This is a genomic window from Oryzisolibacter propanilivorax (assembly GCF_900103645.1).
Lineage (GTDB): Bacteria > Pseudomonadota > Gammaproteobacteria > Burkholderiales > Burkholderiaceae_C > Melaminivora > Melaminivora propanilivorax.
In genome coordinates this window covers 228,028-251,016 of record NZ_FNHP01000006.1, presented here as the reverse complement: position 1 = coordinate 251,016, position 22,989 = coordinate 228,028, and the positions used below count along the sequence as shown (strand labels likewise).

The window sequence follows — 22,989 nt, the reverse complement described above, 5'->3', positions numbered from 1 at the left end:
CGGGCGGCAGCGCCGCGCAGGCGGGCCTACCGGCCCATGCCTGCCCGGCATCCATAACGGAGACTTTCGCATGCCACATTTCCTCTACCGCACCACCCTGGCCAGCGCTGTGCTGCTGGCCTGCGCCGGCACCGCCCTTGCGCAGGAGCAGGTCGTCAAGATCGGCCACAGCGGCCCGCTGTCCGGCCCCAACACCTTCGCCGGGCGCGACAACGACAACGGCGTGCGCCTGGCGGTCGAGGAACTGAACGCGCGCAAGATCAAGGTTGGCGGCAAGACGCTGAAGTTCGAGGTGGTGTCCGAGGACGACCAGTGCGACGCCAAGACGGGCGTGGCGGTAGCGCAGAAGTTCGTCGACACCGGCGTGCGCTACGTCATGGGCCCGTACTGCTCGGGCGTGACGATCCCCGCCTCGCGCGTGTACGACAACGGCGGCACGCTGGTGTCCACCGTCGGCACCAACCCGAAGATCACCCAGGCCGGCTACAAGAACCTGTTCCGCATCGTCGCCAGCGACGTGCAGGCCGGCGCCAACATGGCCACTTATGCCGCCAAGGATCTGAAGGCCAAGAAAGTGGCCGTGATCGACGACCGCACCGCCTTCGGCCAGGGCCTGGCCGACGAGTTCGCGCGCGAGGCGCAAAAGCTGGGGCTGGCTGTGGTCGGGCGCGAGTTCACCACCGACAAGGCCACCGATTTCATGGCCATCCTCACCAACATCAAGGCCAAGCAGCCCGACGCCATCTTCTACGGCGGCTACGCGCCGCAGGCCGCGCCGATGGCGCGCCAGATCAAGCAGCTGGGCATCAATGCCAAGCTGCTGGGCGGCGACACCCTGTGCAGCCCGGAGATGCCCAAGCTGGGCGGCGACGCGGTGGACGGCGCCGTGTATTGCGCCTACGCCGGCATGCTGGTGGATGGCGACGCCGGCGCCAAGACCTTCCAGGACAAGTTCAAGCAGCGCTACGGTCAGGCGCCCGACGTGTACGGCCCGTTCTACTACGACCAGGTCATGAACCTCGGCCAGGCCATGGAAAAGGCCGGCAGCACCGACCCGAACAAGGTCGGCGCGTGGCTGCACCAGCACCCCTACAAGGGCGTGATGGGCGAATACGCCTATGACGACAAGGGCAACCGCGTGAAGGCGCCGGTGGTGGTCATGACGTTCGAGGGCGGCAAGGCCAAGCCGCTGGCCAGCTACTGAGGCACGCAGTACCCACGCACGGCATGCGGGAAAACCCGGTCCGTGCGATAATGCGCGGCTGCACCGCTCCGAGATGGGTGGTGCAGCTTTTTTTGCGCATCTCCCTTCACTCACGGGCTTGCACGCCACCCGCTCCATCTCTCGGCAGCGCGGCGCTCCTTGCAAACTGAATGCCCACCCGGGCCGTCCGCTACGGCCCCGGTTTCGTTTGATGGTTGATGTCTTGTAACCATCGACGAGACCCCCGCAGGTAGCGCCTGCGGCGCTCGTTGTCCGCTGAAAATCCATGACTGACCAACTGCCTGTGCAGGGCCACGCCGCGCCTGCCGATTCTTCCTTGCTGTCCGCTGCCGCCGACGTTGCCGTCGTCGCGCCCGAGGCCGTGCAAGCCACTGAAACTCCCGAAGCCGCTCCCGTCGCCGCGCTGCCCGAAGGCTTCGTGCGCCTGGGCCTGGCGCCCGAGCTCGTCCAGGCCGTGCACGACCTGGGCTATACCCAGCCCACCGCCGTGCAGGACCAGGCCATTCCCCTGGCCATGGGCACCGGTACCGAGGACGGCCGCGCCATCGACCTGATGGTCTCCAGCCAGACCGGCAGCGGCAAGACCGCCGCCTTCCTGCTGCCGGTGCTGCACACCTTGCTGCAGCAGCAGGCCGAGGCCGAGGCCGAGGCCCGCGCCGAGTACGAGCGTGCCGCTGCCGAAGCCGCCGCGCGCGGCGAGGCCGGGCCGAAGCGCGCCAAGCGCAAGAACCCCACGCACCCGCGCAACTTCAAGGCCGCCACCCCTGGCGCCCTGGTGCTGTGCCCGACGCGCGAGCTGGCGCAGCAGGTGGCGCACGACGCCATCGAGCTGGTCAAGCATTGCAAGGGCCTGCGCATCGCCAACGTGGTCGGCGGCATGCCCTACCAGGTGCAAATCGCCCGCCTGCAGAACGCCAACCTGGTGGTGGCCACGCCCGGCCGCCTGCTGGACCTGCAGCGCTCGATGCAGATCAAGCTCGACCAGGTGCAGTTCCTGGTGGTGGACGAGGCCGACCGCATGCTCGATCTGGGCTTCTCCGACGACCTGGCCGAGATCAACGAGCTCACGGCCGCGCGCAAGCAGACCATGATGTTCAGCGCCACCTTCGCGCCGCGCATCCAGCAGCTGGCCATGCGCGTGATGCACGACGGCGGCGCCGGCGTGAAGAAGATCCAGATCGACACGCCGCAGGAAAAGCACGCCAACATCAAGCAGATGCTGTACTGGGCCGACAGCGCCGAGCACAAGCGCAAGCTGCTGGACCACTGGCTGCGCGACACCGGCATCGACCAAGCCATCGTCTTCGCCAGCACCCAGATCGAGTGCGACGGCCTGGCCGGCGAGCTGCAGCAGGCGGGCTTTTCTGCCGTGGCGCTGCACGGCGCGCTGAGCCAGGGCCTGCGCAACCGCCGCCTGATGGCGCTGCGCAACGGCCAGGTGCAGATCCTGGTGGCGACCGACGTGGCCGCGCGCGGCATCGACGTGCCGACCATCACCCACGTCTTCAACTACGGCCTGCCGATGAAGGCCGAGGACTACACGCACCGCATCGGCCGTACCGGCCGCGCCGGCCGCCAGGGCCTGGCGGTGACGTTCGCCGAGTTCCGCGACCGCCGACGCATCTTCGACATCGAAGGCTACAGCCGCCAGCCGTTCAAGCCCGAGGTGATCGCCGGCCTGGAGCCGACGCAGCGCTTCCCGCAGGGCGGGCGCGGCGACTTCGGCGGCAACGGCCGGGGAGCGGGCGGTGCACGCGGGCGCGGCGGCGAGCGCTTCGGCGGCCGCGGCGACCGCGGCGGCTTCGGCGGCCATGGCGCTGGCAACCGCTTCGGCCATGCCGGCGAGCAGCAGCGCTTCGATCCGCGTTTCGACGACCAGCGCGGCGCACCGCGCCAGGACTTCGACGCACGCGGTGCGCGTGGCCCGGCCCGCGAGGGCTTCGGCGGTGGCGCCCGTGGCCACGCGCCGCACGGCCACGGCCCGCGCCGCGACGAGGGCGGCTATGGCCGCAAGGGCGGCTTCGGCGACGCCCCGCGCAGCGACTTCGGTCGTGGCGACTTCGCCCGTCCGGCCAAGCCGGCCTTCGCCAAGCCGCAGGGCGCCGGCCGCCCGTACGCTCCGCGGGGCGACGGCGCGCCGCGTCGCAACGAGCGCCCGGTCCGCTGATCGACCTTGGTCGCGGGTGCGCCGTGCGCACCCTTGCGGCCCCCGGCCTTGCCCAGCCAGCCCGCCTTGCCGCGGGCTGGCTTTTTTGTTGCGCGCGCCGGCCCGGATAATGCGGCACTCCCCACGAGGTGATCCATGGACCGTGCCGACCCGTCTTCCCACGCCGACTTCGAACACATGTTCGAACTGGCCCCCGTCTCGCTGTGGCTGGAAGACTACAGTGCGGTGCGCGCGCTGTTCGAGCGCTGGCGCGCCGACGGCGTGACTGACGTGGGTGAATTCCTGCGCCGCCACCCTGAACGCCTGGCCGACTACGGCGCCGCCATCCGCGTGCTGCGCGTGAACCGGCGCACGCTGGAGCTGCTCGGCGCGCACGACCAGTCGGCGCTGGAGGCCGCGCTCGGCCAGGTGTTCCGTGGCGACATGCTGGAGCATGCCATCGGCGAGGTCGAGCCGCTGTGGCGCGGCGAGCTGGAGTATTCCAACCAGACCGTGAACTACGCGCTGGACGGCCGGCGCCTGGACGTGCACATCCGCGTGCGCATCCTGCCCGGGCACGAAAAGGAATGGGACCGGGTGCTGGTCTCGCTGGAGGACAACACGCGCGAGCGGGAGGCGCAGCGCCAGCTGCAGCGCAGCGAGCAGTACGCGCGCGGCCTGTTCGAGCATTCGCCGGTGTCGCTGTGGGTTGAGGACTTCAGCCAGGTGCATCGCCTGTTGGGCGACCTGCGTGCGCGCGGCATCGAGGATTTCAAGACCTTCCTGAAAGTGCACCCGGAGTTCGTCGACCAGTGCATGCGCGAGATCCGCATCCTGGACGTGAACCAGCTCACCCTGCGCATCTTCGGGGCCGGCAGCAAGGCGCAGCTGGTGGACGGCGTGCACTCGATGTTCCGCGACGAGATGCGCGATTCGTTCCAGGAGGGCCTGCTGGACCTGTGGGCCGGCCAGCTGTTCCAGCAGCGCGAGGTGGTGAACTACACCCTGGCGGGCGAGACGCTGCACATGCACATGCAGTTCGCCGTGCTGCCGGGCCACGAGCACGACTGGAGCAGGGTACTGGTCTCGCTGGTGGACATTTCGGCGCGCAAGAAGGCCGAGGCCTACCTGGAATACCTGGGCAAGCACGACGTGCTGACCGGCCTGCGCAACCGCGCCTACTACGTCGAGGAGCTGAACCGCCTGTCGCGCAAGGGGCCCTGGCCGCTGGGCGTGCTGGTGGTCGACCTGAACGGCCTGAAGGTGGTCAACGACGAGCAGGGCCATGCCGCCGGCGACGCCCTGCTGCGCCGCGCCGGCGAGGTGCTGGGCAAGGCGGTGGACCCGCCGGCCTGCGCCGCGCGCATCGGCGGCGACGAGTTCTGCATCCTGCTGCCCGGCGGCGGCGACGAGCGTGCCGTGCACGCCATGGCCGAGCGGCTGCTGTCGCTGCAGGAGCTGAACAACCAGTTCTATCCGGGCCAGGCGCTCAGCCTGTCCATCGGCAGCGCGGTGGCGCACGCTGGCGACCAGTTGGAGGCGGCGGTGCACCAGGCGGATCACGCCATGTACGCGCACAAGGCGCGCTACTACGCCGACCGCGGCGTCGAGCGGCGCGGGCGCGGCGGCTGAGCCGCCAGCCCAGTGCCGGCGGGCGGGCGCATCAGCCCTGCGCCACGCGCCCGATCTCGGGCCAGCGGTGGTGCAGCCAGACCCAGGAAAACAATCCCACGCACAGCATCGCCAGCGAGCCAAACGCCAGCCAGCGCGTCGAGTGCATGACCAGCGGCGCCACCACGCCGGCCACCAGCCCGTTGGCCGTGGAGCCGACGAAGGCCTGCAGCGACGAGGCCATGCCGCGCCGGTGCGGGTACAGATCCAGCACCAGCAGCGTGACCACCGGCACCATCAGCGCCCAGCCGAAGGAAAATACCGCGATCGGCAGCATGGCCAGCAGCAGCGGTGGCGTGCCGAACACCAGGTTCAGCGCCAGGTTCAGCAGGCCCATGGCCAGCATGATCACGAAGCCGTGGCGGATCTGGCGCTTCGGCGCGATGCGCCCGGCCAGGCGCCCGCTGAACCAGGCCCCGCCCATGATGCCGGCGATGTTCAGCAGGAAAAACCAGAAGAACTGCGTCGGCGCCAGGTGCAGCAGGTCGCCCAGGAAGGCCGGCGCCGACAGCACGTACAGAAACATGCCGTTGAAGGGCACGCCGCTGGCCAGCGCCAGCAGCAGGAAGCGCGCGCTGGTGATCAGCTCGAAGTACCCGCGCAGCAGGTGGCCCATGCGCAGCGGCTGGCGTGCCGCCGGCGGCAGCGACTCGGGCAGCAGGCGCCAGTTGGCCAGCCACAGCGCCACGCCCACGGCGGTGAGGAACCAGAACACGCTGTGCCAGTTCAGGTGCGCCGACAGCCAGCCGCCGACCATGGGCGCGATCGCCGGCGCCACGCCGAAGAAGATGGTCACCTGGCTCATGACCTGCTGGGCCTGCGCCGGCGGGTAGATGTCGCGGATGACGGCACGCGAGACGACGATGCCGGCGCCTGCCGACAGTCCCTGCAGCGCGCGGAAGAGCACCAGCTGGCCGATGCTCTGCGCCAGCGCGCAGCCGGCCGAGGCCAGGGTGAAGATGGCCAGGCCCCACAGCACCACCGGCCGGCGCCCGAAGCCGTCGGACAGCGAGCCGTGGAACAGCGTCATGAAGGCGAAGCCGAACAGGTAGGCCGACAGCGTCTGCTGCATCTCCACCGGCGTGGCCTGCAGCGAGGCGGCGATGGCGCCGAACGCCGGCAGGTAGGTGTCGATGGAGAACGGCCCCACCATGCCCAGTAGCGCCAGCAGCACGGCCAGGGCCCAGCGGGGGCCGCGCCACAGGTCGGAAGCTGGAGAGTGCATGGGCAGGAAAGGGCAGGACGATAGGGCCGGCGATTATCCGCGAGATGCCGTGCCGGCGTTGCCGCCGACCGGCATTTTTGCTATCTTATAAATAGCTGCAGGCCCTTTATCCATAAGGGCCATTGGCCTAAAACGGTCAGATCAATGGCGCATGCCATGCGCGCCGTGTCCGCCTGCGTCATGACCGGTAGCGGCGCCCAGGGCGCGCACCGGGGCGCTGACCTGCAGCGTCTGGCGCTGGCCGTCCCGGCCTTCGACGACCAGCGACAAGGGCACACTGGCGCCGGCGGCCACGGGCTGCTTCAGGTCCAGCAGCATGATGTGGTAGCCGCCGGGCTTGAGCTCGACGGCCTTGCCGGCGGGCAGGTCCAGCGCCGGCACGGCGCGCATCCTCATCACGTCGCCCTCGAGCTTCATCTCGTGCACCTCGGCGATGCCGGCGACCGGGCTGCTGGTCGACACCAGGCGCGCGTCCTGCGCCGAGGTCAGGCGCATGAAAGCGCCGGTGGCCTTTTGCTGCGGCACGGCGGCACGCACCCAGGCGTCCTGCACCTGCACCTGGGCATGGGCGGCGCCGGCGGCGACCAGGGTGGCGGCCAGGGCCAGGCTGCGCAGCAGGGGGGTCTTGGAAATGGTCATGGAAGCAATCTCTCGCAAAAATCAGGAAGGGCGGGCAGGCGCCGCAGGGCGCGGCGCCCGCGGGCCTGGCAACGGGCGAGGGCGCGCGCTGGCCGGCCGATGGGACTGCAGCTTCAGGCTGGCGGCGCGCGCGGTGGGAAGGGCGCGCGGCTGAGCTGCGCCACCCGTGCCGGACAGTGGGCCGGCGCGGCAACCGGCTGCGGGGCGGCATGCACCGCCGGCGTCAGCCACGGCGGTGGGGCCGGCAACAGCGGCGGCAGGCACAGCGCACATTCCAGCGCGTGCGCCGACGCGGGCGCGCCCGGCCCGTCATCCGGTGCCCAGCGCACTTCGCCCGCTGCGCTGCACAGCTGCTGCAGCGCCGGGGCCTGCACCAGCGGCGCGGCCGAGGCCACGCCCAGCGCCAGCGCAAAGCACGCCAGCAGCAGGCGGGCCAGCCGGGGAGGGCAGTGCAGGACGGACATGGCGGCCGATTATCGGCATGTGGCGCAGCGCGGATGCAGACGCGCTTTTCTGAATCCGTGCGGCGCCGCCGCTGTGCCAGCGCCGCGCCGGCTTCAGAAGGCGCGCGCGCCCGGCTCGGCCAGCTGGCGCAGCCGCGCCGCGTCGCCCAGCTGCCAGCGGCGTTTTTCCCCGGCGATCCAGCCCTGCGCCTGCCACTGCGCCAGCAGCCGGTTCAGCGTCTCGGCGCGGATGCCCAGCTGCGCTGCCAGCTGGCGCTGGCTGGTCGGCAGCTGCACCTCGTCGCCCTGCACGCCGTGCTGCGCCAGCAGGTAGGCCGCCAGGCGCTGCGGCGCGCTGCTGGCCGTGAGCCACTCGACCTCGTTCACGCGCCGGTACAGGCGCTGGCTCAGCGCTTCCAGCAGGCGCAGCGCCAGCGCCGGGTGCGCCTCGCAGGCGCCGCGCAGCGCCGCGCGCGGCAGGCGCCAGACGCGTGCGGCGCCGTGCGCGCGCGCCGTCATCGGGTACAGGCCGTGCGGCATGAACATCGCCGCCTCGGCCACCAGCTCGCCCACGCCGAAGCGATGCAGCATGCGCTCGTCGCCACAGGCGGCGTAGCGCAGCACCTCGATCGCGCCGCGCTCGACCAGCAGGCAGTGGCTGGCGGCCTCGCCTTCGTGGAACAGCACCTGCCCGTCGCCGTGGCTGCGCAGCAGCGCCTGGCGCGCCAGCGCGTCCAGCGCCGCCGCCGGCGTGCCCTGCAGCAGCCGGTTGCCGGCCAGCAGCGCCAGCGCGGCGGCATGTGCGGCAGGCGCAGGCGGTGCGCCGGCGGCGCGCGGCGCGCACGCAACACCTGTCCCGGGCGCATTGATAAAAGTCATTCCGGATTCCCGTTCAATGCTGGCATGCTCACGAATAAGAATTAGTTGCATTTATTGTATGGCGAGCCGCTGCATGTCCTCCCTTCCCCCTTCCTCCCGTTGTCCCCTGCCGGCGCGTGCGCTGGTGCTGTCCCTGGCAGGCATGCTGGCGCCCTGGGGCGCGCTGGCACAGTCCGGCGCGGCGCAGTTGCCCGCCGTCACCGTGCGTGCGGACAGTGCCGATGCCGCCGCCGCCAGCGCGCCGCTGCGCCCGTCGGTGCAGGCCGAGCGCGAGCGGCTGGAGCGCGTGCCCGGCGGCACCAACCTGGCGCTGCCGCAGCAAGAGGCCCGCCTGGCCACGCTGCGCGATGCGCTGGACTACCAGCCCGGCATCGTGCTGCAGGACTTCTTCGGCGCCACCGACCAGCCGCGCCTGTCGGTCCGCGGCTCGGGCATCCAGAGCAACCCGGTGAACCGCGGCGTGCTGCTGCTGCAGGACGGCCTGCCGCTGAACGAGGCCGACGGCTCCTTCGTCATCGGCCTGATCGAGCCGCGCAGCGCCGCCCTCATCAGCGCCCGGCGCGGCGCCAACACCCTGTCGCCCGGCGCCACCACGCTGGGTGGCGAGCTGGACTTCCAGTCGCTCACCGGCGCCGACGAGCGCGCCGCCGTGCGTGCCGAGGCCGGCAGCTTCGGCCGCCAGGCGCTGCACGGCGCCCTGGGCCTGCAGGGCGCGCAGTGGGACGGGCGCATCGCCGTCAGCGGCGACCGCTTCGACGGCTATCGGCACCACTCGGCCTCGCGGCGCGACGCGCTGCACGCCAACTGGGGCTTCCAGGTCGGCAACGGGCTGGAGAACCGCACCTACCTGTCATGGACGGATCTGGACTTCGACATCCCCACCGTGGTGCCCAAGGAGCGCGTGCACAGCAACCCGCGCGGCGTGATGGGCGAGGGCAACACGCCGCAGGACAAGCTGATCAACGTGCTGCAGCGCGACCCGCGCCGCGAGGCGCGCCAGTGGCGCCTGGCCAACCGCGCCCGCTGGGGCAGCGACGCGCTGCGTCAGGAAGTGGGCGTGTACTGGCAGGACACCGACGACTTGTTCAACAACCAGACCAGCTACAGCATCACCCACAGCCGCACCACCGGCGCCCAGTGGCAGGCCCGCGGCGACACCGGCGGCCCCCTGGCCTGGCGCGCCGGCCTGTCGTGGGCCCGCAGCCGCATGGACCGCGACCTGGACGCCACCAGCCCGGCCACCGGCGCGCCGCTGCAGCGCTTCGGCGCCTATGACCTGAGCGCCGACAACCTGCAGGCCCAGGCAGGCGCCGACTGGCGCCTGGCGCCGGCCTGGACACTGGTCGGCCAATGGGCTTGGAGCCGCCAGAGCCGCGACTCGGACAGCCGCCAGGACGGCAGCGCGCTGGACCAGCAGTGGTCGTTCTCCACGCCGAAGATCGGCGTGGTTTGGACGCCGGCCAGCAGCGTGCGCTGGTGGGCTAACCTCAGCCGCAGCCAGGAGGCGCCCACGTTCTGGGAGATCGTCGCAGCCACCGTCGCGCCCAATGCGCCGGCTGCCGCGCGCAGCGAGCTGGTGCGCCTGCGCCTGCAGCGCGCCACCACCGCCGAGGTCGGCGGTGCCGGCCACTGGGGCGAGGGCGCGCGCGCCCTGCACTGGCAGTTGGCCGTGTACCGCAGCCACGTGGCCGACGAGCTGATGAGCACTACCGACGAGAACGGCGTCAAGGTCGGCACCTACAACTACGCCGGCGGCACGCGTCACCAGGGCATCGAGGCCGGCCTGTCGGGCAGCTGGCCATTGGGCAGCATGGGCGCGCTGGACTGGCGCGGCTCGTGGACGGTGAGCGATTTCCGGTTCAAGGACGGCCTCTACGCCGGCAACCGCATCGCCGGCGTGCCGCGCCACCTGCTGAACGCCGAACTGCTGTGGCGCGTGGCCGCGGGCAGCGGCACCTGGCGCTTCGGCCCGAACCTGCGCTGGATGCCGCTTTCCACGCCCACCGACCACGCCAACACCCCCGGCAGCGGGCAGGACGCCTATGCGCTGCTGGGCCTCAAGGTCGAATACCGCCAGGGCCCGTGGAGCGCCTTCGTGCTGGCCGACAACGTCACCGACCGCCGCTACGCCAGCGCTTTTGCCATCCGCAACCAGGCCAGCGCCGCGCAGCCGGGCTACCTGCCGGGCCTGGGGCGCAGCGTCTCGGCCGGCCTCAGCTACCGCTTCTGACCATGACCGCATCCATGCCCTCCACCCGCCGCGCCGTGCTGCGCGCCGCTGGCGCCCTGGCGCTGGCCACCCCCGCGCTGCGCCCCGCGCATGCCGCTGCCACCGCAGCGCCGCTGCCGCGCATCGTGCTGTCCGGCCCGCCAGCGCTGGTCTCGGCGCCGCTGATCCACATGGCCGAGACCCAGGCGCTGGCCGGCGTCGCCGCGCAGACCGAATTCACTGCCTGGCGCGACCCCGACCAGCTGCGCGTGATGGCGCTGGGTGGCAAGGCCGACGTGCTGGCCATGCCGAGCAACGTCGCGGCCAACCTGCACAACCGCGGCGCCGGCGTGGCGCTGTTGACGATCTCCACCTGGGGCTCGCTGTGGATCGTCACGCGCGACGCCGGGCGCACCACCCTGGCCGACTACCGCGGCCAGGAGGTGGCGGTGCCGTTCCGGGGCGACATGCCCGACCTGCTGCTGCAGCTGCTGGCCGCCAAGCAGGGCCTGGACGTGCGCCGCGACCTGCGCGTGCGCTACGTGCCCACGCCGATGGAGGCGCTGCAGCTGCTGCTGACGCGCCGCGTCGACCATGCGCTGCTGGGCGAGCCGGCGATCTCCATGGCGCTGCAGCGTGCGCAGACGCTGCCGGTGAGCCTGGTGGCGCCGCAGCTGCACCGTGGGGCCGACCTGCAGCAGGAGTGGGGCCGGGTGTTCCAGCGCGCGCCGCGCATCCCGCAGGCCGGTATCGCCGCCGTGGGCACGGTGCGCGCACGTGCCGACGTGCTGGCCGCCGTGCAACAGGCGCATGCCGCGTCGCTGGCCTGGTGCCGCGCGCACCCGCAGGAGTGCGGGCGCATGGTGGCCGCGCGCATCGGCCAGCTGACGCCGGACGCCGTGGCCGGCGCCATCGGCGCCAGCCACCTGGAGGCCGTGCCGGCGCAGGCCGCCCGGCCCGAGCTGGAATTCTTTTTCCAGCAGCTGCTGGCGCGCGATGCGGCGCTGGTTGGCGGGCGCCTGCCGGACGCGGCGTTCTACTACGCCGGCGCCGCATGAAGCTGCTGGCGCGATGGCTGCGCGGCCTGCCGGCCTATGTCTGGAGCGGCTGGGGCGCGGCCGCCAGCCTGCTGCTGTTCGTCGCGCTGTGGGAGCTGGGCGCGGGCCTCTACGGCCCGCTGATCCTGCCCACGCCGCTGGACACCCTGGCCACGCTGCGCGGCCTGATCGCGGCCGGCAGCGCCTGGACCGAACTGGCTACCACCGCGCGCCGCGCGCTGGCCGGCTTGGCGCTGGCGGTCAGCGTCGGCAGCGCGCTGGGATTGCTGGCCGGGCTGTCGATGACCGCGGCGATGATGGCGCGCCCCTGGGTCACGCTGCTGCTGGGCATGCCGCCGATTGCCTGGCTGGTGCTGGCCATGCTCTGGTTCGGCGCGGGCGACGGCACGCCCGTTTTCACGGTGTTCGTCGCCTGCCTGCCGGTGGTGTTCATCGGCGCGCTGCAGGGCACGCGCACGCTGGACCATCACCTGAAGGACATGGCGCGCGCCTACCGCCTGCCGTGGCGCATGCGGCTGCTCGACCTGTACCTGCCGCACGTCGCGGCCTACCTGTTCCCGGCGTGGATCACCGCCCTGGGCTCGTCGTGGAAGGTGGCCGTCATGGCCGAGCTGCTGGCCACCAGCGACGGCGTGGGCGCGGCGCTGGCGGTGACGCGCGCGCACCTGGACACCGCCGCGTCGCTGGCCTGGATCGGCGCCGTGGTCGGCAGTCTGCTGGTGCTGGAATATGCGCTGCTGGAACCCGTCAAGCGCGAGCTGGAGCGCTGGCGCCAGGCCGGCGCTGGCACGCCGGCGCACGGATGAAACCCTGCCATGCCGACTGACGCCGATCGCCCCAGCCCCGACACCCTGCGCGTGCGCGGCCTGCGCCACGCCTATGGCCCGACCGAGGTGCTGCAGCCCATCGACCTGGAGGTGCCCGCCGGCCGCGTGGTGGCGCTGATCGGCCCGTCGGGCTGCGGCAAGACCACGCTGCTGCACCTGTGCGCCGGCCTGCTGGCGCCGCAGCAGGGCCGCATCGAGCAGCCTTTCGCGCCGGCGGCGGTGATGTTCCAGCAGCCACGCCTGCTGCCCTGGATGTCCACGCTGGACAACATCGCCCTGGGCCTGAAGGCGCGCGGCGTGGGAAAAGCCGAGCGCCACGCCCGCGCCCGCGCGGCGGCGCTGCAGCTGGAGCTGCCGGCCGAGGCCCTGGCGCAGTACCCGGCGGAGCTGTCCGGCGGCATGCAAAGCCGCGCCGCGCTGGCGCGCGCGCTGGTGCTGCAGCCGGCGCTGCTGCTGATGGACGAGCCGTTCTCGGCCCTCGACGTGGGCCTGCGCGGCCAGCTGCACCGGCTGCTGCTGGCGCGCCAGGCCGACACCGGCATGGCGGTGCTGCTCATCACCCACGACCTGATGGAGGCCGTGCGCCTGGCCGACGAGGTGCTGGTGCTGGCCGCCGCGCCCGGGCGCATCGTCGCGCGCTACGCCCCACCCGGCGCGGCGCGCACCCGCGGCGAGGCGCTGGTACACCACTGCGCCGCCGAGCTGCAGCAGCACCCCGCCGTGCGCGCCGCGTTCGGGCTGCCGCGGCTGGAGGCAGGGCAGGGGCAGGCGGAAGACCGATCCCGTCCGCCCGCGCAGGTGGCGGGCGCCTGGCTGGCGGCCCCGGCCAGCGCGGCCACGCCGGCCGGCATGGCGGATGAATGCTGACGCGCCGCTGCCCGGACGGACACCTGCGCAGGCCGTCTACCCTCACCCTGGCCCTCTCCCGCACGCGGCAGAGGGGGCGCGCCCGGCCGGGCCTGGGGTTTGGCTTGCCCGCGCGCACCGATCGACAGCCCCTGCGGCGCTGCAACTCCCTTGCCCCCTGGAGGGGAGAGGGTGGGGATGCGGGATGCGTGTCGGCGCCGCGCCCGCGTGGATACGCTGGTCCGGCACGGGTTTTTTGCATCAAATCGGCCGGCAGCCCATATGAATAAATGGCTTGCAGCTCCTTTTTCCATAGTAAAGGCCAGCGGGTTGCCCGGTTGCACCGTCTTGAATGCCAAAACCCCTTGAAGCCCGCGTGAATCAATGGTCTGCAGCTCCTGTTTTTGAAGTGATCTCCTCCCTCAACCCCTTGCGCGCCGCCCACCCCGTGTGGATGTGCGGCATGCGCCCGTTCTTCCTGCTGGCCCTGCTGTCGGCGCTCGGCCTGCTAGGCCTGTGGGGCCTGGTGCTGGGCGCCGGCGCGCCGCCGCCGCGCGTGGCCGGCGGGGCGGTGGTCTGGCACGTGCACGAGCTGGTATTCGGCTTCGCCATGGCCGGCGTGGCCGGCTTTGCGCTCACCGCGCTGCCCGAGTTCACCGGCCAGCCCGGCGCCACGCGCGCCCAGCTGCGCGCGCTGGTGCTGCTGTGGCTGCTGGCCCGCGCGGGCTTCTGGGCCTCGGGCTGGGCGGGCACGCCGGCGCTGTGGCTGGCCGGGGCGGCGCAGGTGGCGCTGCCGTTGGCCACGGCGGCGGCGCTGGCGCGGCCGCTGCTCTCGGCCGCCGGGCGCGCGCACCAGTCGTTTGGCTGGGCACTGCTGGCGCTGGCCGGCACGGCGGCGGGCTTCTATGCCGACGCGCTGGCCGGCGCGCCCGGCCTGCGCTGGCTGCATGCCACGCTGGGCGTGCTGATGCTGCTGATCGTGGTGGCAGCCAGCCGCATCTCGATGCGCATGGTCAACCGCGCCATCGAGCAGGTCACGCCCGGCGCGGCGCCGTATCTGGCGCGCCCGCCGAAGCGTCACCTGGCGACGCTGTGCATCGGCCTGGCGACGCTGGCGCATTTCGTGCGCCCGGGCAGTGCCCTGGCCGGCTGGCTGCAGCTGGCCGCCGCCGCGGCTGTGCTGCACCTGATGGGCGACTGGCACGTCGGCCCGGCGCTGTGGCGCCGGCGCTTTCCGCTGCTGCTGTACGCAATGTATGCCTGCATGGCGCTGGGCTGGGGCGCGCTCGGCCTGGCGCAGCTGGGCGCGCTGCCGGGTGCCGGCGCCGGCTGGCACCTGCTGGGCGCGGGGGCGGTGGGGCTGGGGGTGTTCATCGTCATCGCCATCGCCGGGCGCGCGCACGCCGGGCTGCTGCCCGACCCGGGGCCGTGGGTGCCGCTGGGCGCGGCACTGGTGCTGGCAGCGACGCTGCTGCGCGCGCTGGCCGGGTGGAACGGCTGGGGCGCCGCGGCGCTGGCAGCCAGCGCGGCGCTGTGGTGTGCCGGCTATGGCGTGCTGGCCTGGCGCATCGCACCGGGACTGTGGCGCCCGCGCACGGACGGCGGCACCGGCTGCGAGGGACCGATGGTCCACAGCACGCCAGGCTGAGCTGCCGACCCCTGGAACGGGCGCGGCAGTTCGCAGCCGATCGGACTCGGTGCGCGCCGTGCGGATGATGCAGAGCGGGACTTCGCCCCAAGGGTAGGTATTGGCTATGGCGTATTGAACCCCGGCGGTAGCGGCGCGGCGATCCAGCTTCCACACGTCGTGGCGCCGCCGCAATGCAGGGCAGTCTGATGAAATTCCTCCCGCCCAGCCTCATGCAGGCCTGCATGCCGGCGTCCAGTCAGCGCGGTCACTTGCCCTGCATACCCATACCTTCTTTCGCCTCTGCTGCTTCGCGCAGATCCTGCCACTTGCATCCCCGTGACGCTGCTGTCGTGCTGGCGATGGCCGGGCTCCCGCTGGAGCAGCCAGAAATATGCGTTGCTCGAATAAAAATAAAAAAATTTATAAAATAGAAATATAATGCTCGGCTGCGCTGCCTGTTTGCTCGCTTCAAGGCAGCGCTTGTTTGACAGCCTACCGGTTAACCTACCGCGCGTTCCTCCCAAGTCTGCCGGCTGACATTCCCAGACTCTACGGCGAGCCCACCGCGGATCCGCACCTTCAAGTCCAAGGTCCGCCCGGCCCCTCCAGCGCTTGGCGTCGCAGGGACTCTTCCCTTCATTTCCCGGTGCGCTGCCTGTGCGGTACGTGCCGCCGGGCTTGCAATGTCAGACCTATCCAACATCGAGCGTATTGGCCCCTATGTGGTCACTCCGCTTACCTGTTCCTCCGATGGCGGCTTATTTGCTGCTTCGGTTTCCATCCGCCGCGGCGTGCACGACCGGATTTTCCGGTTTCTGCCGCGCTTTGCCTGCGATGCGCAGGCGGTTCAGTACGCCCTGGCGCAGGGCCGCAGCCTGGTGCTGCATGGCCAGCTGGGCTGAAAGGCCTTTCTTTCCACCACTCACGAAGGAGATCCGTGGCCAAAGAAGAATTAATCGAAATGCAGGGCAAGGTCGATGAAGTCCTGCCCGACGCCCGCTACCGTGTGACGCTGGACAACGGCCACGCACTCGTGGCCTATACCGGCGGCAAGATGCGCAAGTTCCGCATCCGCATCCTGGCAGGTGACTTGGTTACCCTGGAGATGTCGCCCTACGACCTGACCAAGGGTCGCATTACTTTCCGCCACATCGAAAACCGTACACGCACCGGCCCGCCGGGCGCGCGTCGGCGCCGCTGAGGCTTTTTCCTCCCTCGCGGGTCCCTTGCCTCAAGACCATGCCGGGTTCACTCTTGCACCCGGTCAGCTTTTTTTACGAAATTCCGACACATGAACAACCGACTCTACGTAGGCAACCTGGCTTACTCCGTGCGCGATGAAGCGCTGCTGGAACAGTTTTCCCAATACGGCACCGTCAACTCTGCCAAGGTGATGATGGAACGCGACACCGGCCGCTCAAAGGGCTTCGGCTTTATCGAGATGGCCAGCGATGCAGAAGCTCAGAAGGCCATCGATGGCCTGAATGGGCAGCCGCTGGACGGCCGCGCGCTCACGGTCAACGTCGCACGCCCGATGGAAGCGCGCTCCGGCGGCGCCGATCGCGGCGGCTACCGCGGCGGTCGCTACTGATCGATTGCCCGGCAGCTTGCACGTCTGTGGCCCCCGGTGACGGGTGGCCGCAGCAGCGGGCCAAGCGCCAAGCTTTCCGCAAGAACCGGCTGCATGCCGGTTTTTCTTTTTGCGCACGCAGCAACGAAAAACCCGCTACGGCCGGCTGGCGGTAGCGGGTGAACTGGGTTGGTGGGCTCTGAGGGATTCGAACCTTCGACCAACGGATTAAGAGTCCGGCCTAGTGGGTGTTTGGTGATGTTGATTGGCGTAGCTATAATCTATGCAAATCAACAACTTATGCGATTTTGACAGGGTGCAGGCGTTGATTGGGATTCGCCTGTTTTTGGCAAATCTGCCTACAGATTGCCTACAACCTGCCTACAAGCCGCCATGCCCACAGTGCCCAGCCGCGCCAGACTGACCGCCGCCCGCGTTGAAGCCTTCGCCTGCCCGCCGGGCAAGTCCCAGGCCTTCCTGTGGGACACCGACGCGCCCGCCCTGGCCGTTCGCGCGACACCGACAGGGCGCAAGACCTACACCTTCGAATCACGCCTGCACGGCAAGACGCTGCGCCTGAGTATTGGCGACGTGCGCGCCTGGACCCTGGCCGCTGCACGGGCTGAGGCAACCCGGCTGACGCTGCTGGTGGACAGTGGTACCGACCCGCGCGAACAAAAGCGCCAGCACGAAGCCGAGCAAGCCGCGCAAGCTGCCGCGCTGGCTGCCCAGGCCGTGACCGTGGGCGAAGCATGGGCTGCCTACCTGGCAGACCGCCGCCCGCACTGGGGCGAGCGCCATTACAGCGACCATGAAGCATTGGCCCGCGCTGGTGGGCAATCCGCCGTTCGTGGCACCCGTGGCCGTGGCGTAACAGTGGCCGGCCCGCTGCATCCGCTGATGTCCCAGCCCCTGCGGGAGCTGACAACGCCCGCTATCGAAGCATGGGCGCAGCGCGAAGGGCGAACCCGCCCGACAGTGGCCCGGTTGGCGTGGCGCCTGCTGCGTGCCTTCCTGGCGTGGTGCAGCGAGCATCCCGACTACCGCGCCGCCGTGCCTGAGCGCAACCCGGCCAAGAGCCGCCGCGCGCGTGAGGCATTGGGCAAGCCCCAGGCAAAGGACGATGCCCTGTTGAAAGAGCAACTGCCGGGCTGGTTCGCTGCCGTGCAGGCCATCCGCAACCCGGCGCAGTCGGCCTATCTGCAAGGCCTGCTGCTGGTGGGCGCACGTCCTGGCGAGCTGCTGGGGCTGCGCTGGGACGATATGAACACGCAATGGCGCGGGCTGACCATCCGGGACAAGGTAGAAGGCGAGCGCGTCATTCCCCTGACTCCCTATGTCTGGCACCTGCTGGCCGGCCTGCCGCGCCGTGGGCAGTACGTGTTTGCCGGCGAGGATGGCGACAAGCCCATGAGCAAGCCGCACAAGGCGCACGCCAGCGCCTGCGCCGTGGCCGCAATCGACGGGCTGACGCTGCACGGGCTGCGCCGCAGCTTTGGCACCTTGTCCGAGTGGCTGGAACTGCCTGCCGGCGTGGTGGCGCAGATTCAAGGCCACAAGCCCAGCGCGACGGCAGAAAAGCACTACCGCGTGCGGCCCCTGGACTTGCTGCGCCTGCACCATGAGCGGCTGGAAGCGTGGATTCTGGAACAGGCCGGGGTGCAGTTCGATGCTGCCCAGCAACCGGGCAAGCTGCGCGCCGTGGGTGGATAAATATACAAGTATCGATATAATTACAGCATGAAGCCCATAGCCTTCAGGGGCAGCGCCCTAGCTGACCTGCGCAGCTTTCCGCAGAGTGCCATGCGCGAGGCGGGCTACCAACTGGACCGCGTGCAGCATGGGCTGGCGCCAAGTGACTGCAAGCCTATGCCCAGCATCGGCGCCGGCGTGACAGAGCTGCGCATATGGGATGAGGCAGGCACCTTTCGCGTTGTCTACATCGCCAAGCTAGCCGAAGCCGTCTATGTGCTGCACTGCTTTCAGAAAAAGACCCAGCAGACTGCCAAGCGCGACATAGAGCTGGCCCGCGCCCGCCTGAAAGAGCTGATGAAGGAGATTGCACCATGACCAGCCAGCAGAAATTTTCCAGCGTTTGGGATGCTCTGGAGGACACGCCGCAGCAAGCTGCGAGCATGCGCGCGCGCTCCAAGCTGATGATGGAACTGGCCGAAGCCGTGCGTCAGCAGGACATGACGCAGGCACAGGCCGCAGAGCTGTTTGGCGTGACCCAGCCCCGTGTCTCAGACCTGGTGCGCGGCAAGGTGGCCCTGTTTTCCTTGGATGCGCTGATGGACATGGCCGCTGCCGCAGGTATGGCTCCCTCTATCCGCGTCACCAAGCCCAAAGCCCTGCGGGCTATCCGTGCCAAGCGAAGTGCGAACGTTTGCGCGTGAATGGGCCTGAGCTGACCACAAGGAAAGGGGCAGACCATGAACGCGCCGCGCGATACAAGCTATACGGCTTGGCTGACTGAATCACTGCAAGACCCGCAAGAAGCCGCCGCCTACATCGAAGCCGCCATTGAACTGGAAGACCCCGCCGCGCTGCTGCTGGCGCAGCGCCATGTGGCGAAGGCGCACGGCATGGCTGAGGTGGCGCGCCGGGCAGAGGTGGGCGAGAAATCCCTATTTCGCGCACTGAGCGAAAACGGTAATCCGACGATTGACACGCTGCACAAGGTTTTGCACGCAATGGGCCTGCGCCTGAGCGTGACCCCGATACACGCCTGAACAGTTTTGCCCCAGATAGGCCAGCTTCGAAACCTGGCCGAAAAGCGGGACACCTTCGCCCGCCTGCTGGGGCACCTTTTGCGAAGGCTGCACTTGAAGGGGTGCAATCATGAACAAGCACGACGAAAAGCTACTGTTGGAAATTGCCCGCGCGCGCTTGGCAAATCGTCCGGGGGCTTTTGAGAGATTCCAGCTTGACCTGCACGGGTTTGGTTTGGGCCACCTGCGTGCATGGGCCAGCCTGCAATTGGATGACATGAAGGACATGGTGACCGCCCTAGGTTCTGTATGTCCTAACGCGTTTAACAGCAGCGCGCGGCAGATGCGCATGGAACGCATCATTGACGAATGGGCTGCACTACAGCCAGCTCCGCGCCCCTTGAAGGTGGAAGCCTTGCCGCCCTTGCCTAGTGCTGTAGAAGGGGTTTCAGCAAGCCCTGCAACCGCGCCGCCGCGAAGCATTGCGCGCCTTGCACGAAAACAGCCAGCTTTGCGGCGCCGGGATTTGCTGACCCCGCTAATTGAGAAGGCCATTTCAGAGCATGGCGAAGACGTGCAAAGAGTGTTTGGCGCATTGCGTGTATGGGCAGAGCAGCCGCCGCCTGTCCCGCCCTTAAGAGGCGTCACTGAGGATGGGCGCGTGCAATGGCGAGACTCGAACGATGCACCGCAAGAGCTGAACATAGGTGCCTTGCGCGACCGTATGCGCCGTCTGAGGAAAGCGCCAACCAACGCGCGATAACGCGCGCCAGCACGCGACAGCGCGCGGCAAATTGCAGCGCCGCGCTTTATGCAAATGATGGGCAACCATGTTCAACACCCGAGAGGGAAACGACATGGCTGCAAAGACCATTCAAACCGTGCCCTTGGCACAAGAGACGCGGGACACGCTTCCGACCCGCGAAGCTGCACGGCACCTGAACCGCGCTGAACAGACGCTGAGGCTTTGGGCCATGCGCGAGCATCCCATTGCACCCGTTCGCGTTCATGGCCGCTTGGCATGGCGCACTGCCGATATCCGCCGTCTGCTGGGGGTGGCGCAATGATGGCCGCCCCGATTTACCGTCACCCGGACGGCGAAGGCACCATTCAATTTGACGCTGCCAATTCCCGCCTGTTTTTGTTCAACGCCGCTGAGGGGCCGAGCGCCTATGCGCTGATTGGCCCGTGGGGCTTGCGCGAGGTGGCTGCAAAGCTGCTGGCGCTGGCTGAGGAAATGGGGGTGCAGCAATGATGGCCGCCGCGTTCTATTTGCTGCTGCGCTGGCGCGCGTGGAAGGGGGCCAAATGAAAACGCCCGAGCCTTCCAAAGAAAACCCGAGCGCCCCGAACAGCGCGAAGTTTACTGGCACCGACAACCCGCGTCACCTGCGTGCGATTGCCGCGCTGCTGCGCCGCCCCATGCCGCGTGAAAACCTGGACAGCGAAGCCGGGTGCAGCAATGGGCCGGAACTGGTGGCAGCGCTGCGCCGCCGTGGCCTGGAAGTGCCCTGCAAGCGCATCAACTTTGTTGACCGCGACGGGTTCATTTGCCGGCCCGGCGTGTATTTCCTGACGCCTGCCGACCGCCGCAAGCTGCACCAGTGGCAGGCCCGCTGTGCGAAGGGGGATGCCGTATGAGCGCCGCAGACGCCCTGCAACACGCCGCCGCTGGCTACCCTGTCTTCCCGCTGGTGGCCGGGGGCAAGCGCCCGGCCACCGCCCACGGGCTGAAGGATGCCAGCACCGACCCGGACACCATCCGCGCGTGGTGGCACCAGCAGCCCAGCGCCAATATCGGCATGGCGCTGCCGGCTGACGTGCTGGCCGTCGATATCGACGTGAAAGACGTTGACGGTTTCGCAACGCTTGCCGCCCTGACTGCCGAGCATGGCAAGCTGCCCGAAACCCGCACCGTGCAAACCGCGTCCGGGGGCTGGCACCTGCTGTTTCGCAAGCCCGCCGATGTGCGGGTGAAGAACCGCGCCGGCCTGCGCCCTGGCGTTGACGTGCGCGCCACTGGTGGCTATCTGGTGGCCCCAGGCAGCACCATCAACGGCACACCCTACCGCCTGCTGAACGACTGCGAGCCGGCAGAGTGCCCGCGCTGGCTGCTGGACGTGCTGACCGAAGAAAAGCCCGCGCCAGCAAGCCCCGTAGCAGCCGCGCCAGCGCTTCAAAAGCACCAGCACGACCCCTACACCCAGCGCGCCATTGAACGCGCCGCAAGCGACGTTGTGGCCGCTGGTGAAGGTGAGCGTAACCACAAGCTGAACGCCGCCGCCTATGGGCTGGCGCGGTTGGCTGGGGCTGGCCGTCTGGACTGGCACCATACCGCCGCTGTGCTGGAACGTGCTGCCCTGGCTGCCGGCCTGGCACCCGCTGAAGTGCGCCAGACGCTCAAAAGCGCCCACGCTACCGGCTTGGCCAGCCCCAGCTATGAAGGGCTGCCGAAAGCGTCCGCGCCGCGCTTGCCGGTGGCTTTCGAGCCGCAGCATTTCGACACCGCAGGAGCTGAAGAAGCGGAACACCCGTTGGCGCGCATCGTGCAGCCCTGCACTGCACTGCAAGCGCCCGAATGGCTGCTGCCGGGCTTCCTGGCCGCTGGCCTGACGCTGATTGCTGGTGGGCATGGCGTGGGCAAAACAACCGCGCTGCTGCCGCTGGCCGCTGGGGTTGCCGGTATCCATGAACCGGGCTGGCCGCTGGCACCGAAGCACTGGCGAAGCGTGGTGTACATCTGTGAAGACACAGCCCAGGCGCAGCGCATCCTGCACGGGCTGGCCGGGCACCTGCAAACGACAACCGCTGCCATTGCCGAGCGACTGCACTTGGTGGACGCGCGCCGCCTGCCCGCTGCCGTGCTGGTGCAAGTGGGCGGCACCTACCGAGAGCGCTACAGCCGCAGCGTGCAAGGCGTGGAATTGCTGCCGCTGGTGGTGCTGGACACCCAGGCCGCCACGATTGCGCTGAAATCGGAAAACGACAACAGCGAAGCATCCGCCGCCGTCGCCATGCTTAAACAGCACTTTGCCGGGCTGCCTGTGTGGCTGGTGGCGCACCTGGCAAAGCAGAACTTGAACCGCAGCGACGTGCAGCACCTGACAAGCCGGGGGGCCAGCGCATGGGAAGCCGACGCGAACGCTACCGCGTTTTTGGTAAAGGAAGGCGAAGGCATGAACGCTTCCCGCTGGCTGACGTTGGGAAAGCGCCGGTTTGAACCCCGCTGGCCTGAGCTGCAATTGCAAAGCCACTGCACCGACACGATGGGCTATGACCGGTTTGGCGAGCCTGAGCCGCTGGCGCTGCGATGGGCCATTGCCCAGCCCCAGGAAGGCAGCCGGCAGGAACTGGCCGCCAAGGCACGCGAAGCCCAGGCGCTGCAAGACGAAGCCGAGCTACGGCAGGAAGTGCGCGATGTGGTGCAGATTGCGTGGCAAGAGGGGCACCCGCTGAACCGTGCTGGCGTGAAAGCGAAGGTGCGCCGCAAAGCGTCCGAAGTGGTGGCGTGTATCGAGCGGCTGTTGTCGGAAGGCTGGCTACAGGAAATCCACGTTCCGCGCGACGTGCGAACGCATCCCCGGAAAGACAGTTTCTTGGTGAACTTGGACACGTCAGAGCGCGATGCCGTGCGCCGGGGTGAGCCATTGCCCCAGGACAAGGCCGCCATTCCTGAGAGCTGGAAGAGGCCCATTTCATCCGTTCCCGAAGAAACGCAAGACGCTACAGAAACAGTAGCGATTCCTGATGAGCCGTGAGCAACTTTTCATCCGTTCCCGTTTCATCCGTTCCCTTAGAAAAAAACATTGGGAATGCATGGGAATGGGCTGGTTGCCCCATTCCCCATGCCATCCGTTCCCGCAGCCGTGGGAACGCATGGGAACGGTTGGGAATGATTGGGAACGCTTGAA

Annotated in this window: 23 protein-coding genes and 1 pseudogene; 20 read left to right on the top strand and 4 right to left on the bottom strand. The window is 69.3% G+C overall.

All coding sequences use genetic code 11. The features are described from left to right. The first annotated feature begins 70 nt into the window (after nt 1-70). From BLQ61_RS11830 to BLQ61_RS11820, 3 genes are all read left to right on the top strand, one after another. Entirely contained in the window at nt 71-1,204 is a 1,134-nt protein-coding gene (locus BLQ61_RS11830; RefSeq protein WP_091570406.1) for a branched-chain amino acid ABC transporter substrate-binding protein, read from the top strand. Nucleotides 1,205-1,490: 286 nt separating this feature from the next. Next, entirely contained in the window at nt 1,491-3,392 is a 1,902-nt protein-coding gene (locus BLQ61_RS11825) for a DEAD/DEAH box helicase (protein ID WP_091570404.1), read from the top strand. 135 nt (nt 3,393-3,527) lie between these two features. Next, nucleotides 3,528-5,003, top strand: coding sequence for a sensor domain-containing diguanylate cyclase (locus BLQ61_RS11820; protein ID WP_245704017.1), 1,476 nt, complete (start codon nt 3,528-3,530; stop codon nt 5,001-5,003). A 31-nt stretch (nt 5,004-5,034) separates the two neighbouring features. Here the strand turns inward: BLQ61_RS11820 and BLQ61_RS11815 are convergent, their stop codons facing one another. The 4 genes from BLQ61_RS11815 to BLQ61_RS11800 all read right to left on the bottom strand — a co-directional run bounded on the left by BLQ61_RS11815 (nt 5,035) and on the right by BLQ61_RS11800 (nt 8,228). Further along, nucleotides 5,035-6,267, bottom strand: coding sequence for a multidrug effflux MFS transporter (locus BLQ61_RS11815; RefSeq protein WP_091570401.1), 1,233 nt, complete (start codon nt 6,265-6,267; stop codon nt 5,035-5,037). A 141-nt stretch (nt 6,268-6,408) separates the two neighbouring features. Then, nucleotides 6,409-6,906, bottom strand: a complete 498-nt coding sequence (locus BLQ61_RS11810) for a copper chaperone PCu(A)C (RefSeq protein ID WP_091570398.1) — start codon at nt 6,904-6,906, stop codon at nt 6,409-6,411. A 113-nt stretch (nt 6,907-7,019) separates the two neighbouring features. After that, nucleotides 7,020-7,370: a hypothetical protein gene (locus BLQ61_RS11805; RefSeq protein ID WP_091570397.1), complete on the bottom strand. Its 351-nt coding sequence runs from the start codon at nt 7,368-7,370 to the stop codon at nt 7,020-7,022. 93 nt (nt 7,371-7,463) lie between these two features. Continuing rightward, complete coding sequence (locus BLQ61_RS11800; RefSeq protein WP_091570396.1) at nt 7,464-8,228, bottom strand: Crp/Fnr family transcriptional regulator; 765 nt, start codon at nt 8,226-8,228, stop codon at nt 7,464-7,466. Nucleotides 8,229-8,301: 73 nt separating this feature from the next. On the opposite strand from BLQ61_RS11800, the gene BLQ61_RS11795 reads away from it, so the two are divergent. The 17 genes and pseudogenes from BLQ61_RS11795 (at nt 8,302) to BLQ61_RS11720 (ending at nt 22,836) form a co-directional block, all read left to right on the top strand. Beyond that, nucleotides 8,302-10,458, top strand: a complete 2,157-nt coding sequence (locus BLQ61_RS11795) for a TonB-dependent receptor family protein (RefSeq protein ID WP_091570395.1) — start codon at nt 8,302-8,304, stop codon at nt 10,456-10,458. Between the two features lie 14 nt (nt 10,459-10,472). Continuing rightward, the gene (locus tag BLQ61_RS11790) at nt 10,473-11,495 is read left to right on the top strand and encodes an ABC transporter substrate-binding protein (RefSeq protein WP_245704015.1); all 1,023 of its coding nucleotides are present in this window, start codon (nt 10,473-10,475) and stop codon (nt 11,493-11,495) included. After that, the gene (locus tag BLQ61_RS11785) at nt 11,492-12,301 is read left to right on the top strand and encodes an ABC transporter permease (RefSeq protein ID WP_091570393.1); all 810 of its coding nucleotides are present in this window, start codon (nt 11,492-11,494) and stop codon (nt 12,299-12,301) included. Before BLQ61_RS11790 ends, BLQ61_RS11785 begins: the two co-directional genes overlap by 4 nt. Before the next feature lie 9 nt (nt 12,302-12,310). Continuing rightward, on the top strand, nt 12,311-13,189 hold the full coding sequence (locus tag BLQ61_RS11780) for an ABC transporter ATP-binding protein (RefSeq protein WP_091570392.1): 879 nt from the start codon (nt 12,311-12,313) through the stop codon (nt 13,187-13,189). Between the two features lie 409 nt (nt 13,190-13,598). Then, complete coding sequence (locus tag BLQ61_RS11775) at nt 13,599-14,816, top strand: NnrS family protein (RefSeq protein WP_245704013.1); 1,218 nt, start codon at nt 13,599-13,601, stop codon at nt 14,814-14,816. Nucleotides 14,817-15,481: 665 nt separating this feature from the next. Beyond that, nucleotides 15,482-15,700, top strand: coding sequence for a hypothetical protein (locus BLQ61_RS11770; protein ID WP_091570379.1), 219 nt, complete (start codon nt 15,482-15,484; stop codon nt 15,698-15,700). Between the two features lie 35 nt (nt 15,701-15,735). After that, the gene (gene infA, locus BLQ61_RS11765; protein WP_091570377.1) at nt 15,736-15,999 is read left to right on the top strand and encodes a translation initiation factor IF-1; all 264 of its coding nucleotides are present in this window, start codon (nt 15,736-15,738) and stop codon (nt 15,997-15,999) included. A 90-nt stretch (nt 16,000-16,089) separates the two neighbouring features. Further along, nucleotides 16,090-16,380, top strand: a pseudogene (locus BLQ61_RS11760) (RNA recognition motif domain-containing protein); the annotation flags it as partial. Between the two features lie 381 nt (nt 16,381-16,761). Beyond that, nucleotides 16,762-18,081, top strand: coding sequence for a tyrosine-type recombinase/integrase (locus BLQ61_RS11755; RefSeq protein ID WP_091570372.1), 1,320 nt, complete (start codon nt 16,762-16,764; stop codon nt 18,079-18,081). Nucleotides 18,082-18,108: 27 nt separating this feature from the next. Continuing rightward, entirely contained in the window at nt 18,109-18,438 is a 330-nt protein-coding gene (locus tag BLQ61_RS11750) for a type II toxin-antitoxin system RelE/ParE family toxin (protein ID WP_091570369.1), read from the top strand. Further along, nucleotides 18,435-18,764: a helix-turn-helix domain-containing protein gene (locus tag BLQ61_RS11745; protein ID WP_091570367.1), complete on the top strand. Its 330-nt coding sequence runs from the start codon at nt 18,435-18,437 to the stop codon at nt 18,762-18,764. Before BLQ61_RS11750 ends, BLQ61_RS11745 begins: the two co-directional genes overlap by 4 nt. A 36-nt stretch (nt 18,765-18,800) precedes the next feature. Then, on the top strand, nt 18,801-19,100 hold the full coding sequence (locus BLQ61_RS11740; protein WP_091570364.1) for an addiction module antidote protein: 300 nt from the start codon (nt 18,801-18,803) through the stop codon (nt 19,098-19,100). Nucleotides 19,101-19,209: 109 nt separating this feature from the next. Continuing rightward, nucleotides 19,210-19,842: a hypothetical protein gene (locus tag BLQ61_RS17235; protein ID WP_139182746.1), complete on the top strand. Its 633-nt coding sequence runs from the start codon at nt 19,210-19,212 to the stop codon at nt 19,840-19,842. Between the two features lie 94 nt (nt 19,843-19,936). Continuing rightward, nucleotides 19,937-20,146, top strand: coding sequence for a hypothetical protein (locus tag BLQ61_RS11735; protein ID WP_091570578.1), 210 nt, complete (start codon nt 19,937-19,939; stop codon nt 20,144-20,146). Next, nucleotides 20,143-20,334, top strand: a complete 192-nt coding sequence (locus BLQ61_RS11730; protein ID WP_091570362.1) for a hypothetical protein — start codon at nt 20,143-20,145, stop codon at nt 20,332-20,334. The genes BLQ61_RS11735 and BLQ61_RS11730 overlap by 4 nt, the downstream gene beginning before the upstream one ends. Nucleotides 20,335-20,386: 52 nt before the next feature. Then, nucleotides 20,387-20,719: a hypothetical protein gene (locus BLQ61_RS11725; protein ID WP_091570359.1), complete on the top strand. Its 333-nt coding sequence runs from the start codon at nt 20,387-20,389 to the stop codon at nt 20,717-20,719. Then, nucleotides 20,716-22,836, top strand: a complete 2,121-nt coding sequence (locus tag BLQ61_RS11720) for a bifunctional DNA primase/polymerase (RefSeq protein ID WP_091570357.1) — start codon at nt 20,716-20,718, stop codon at nt 22,834-22,836. Before BLQ61_RS11725 ends, BLQ61_RS11720 begins: the two co-directional genes overlap by 4 nt. The last annotated feature ends 153 nt before the right edge of the window (nt 22,837-22,989 follow it).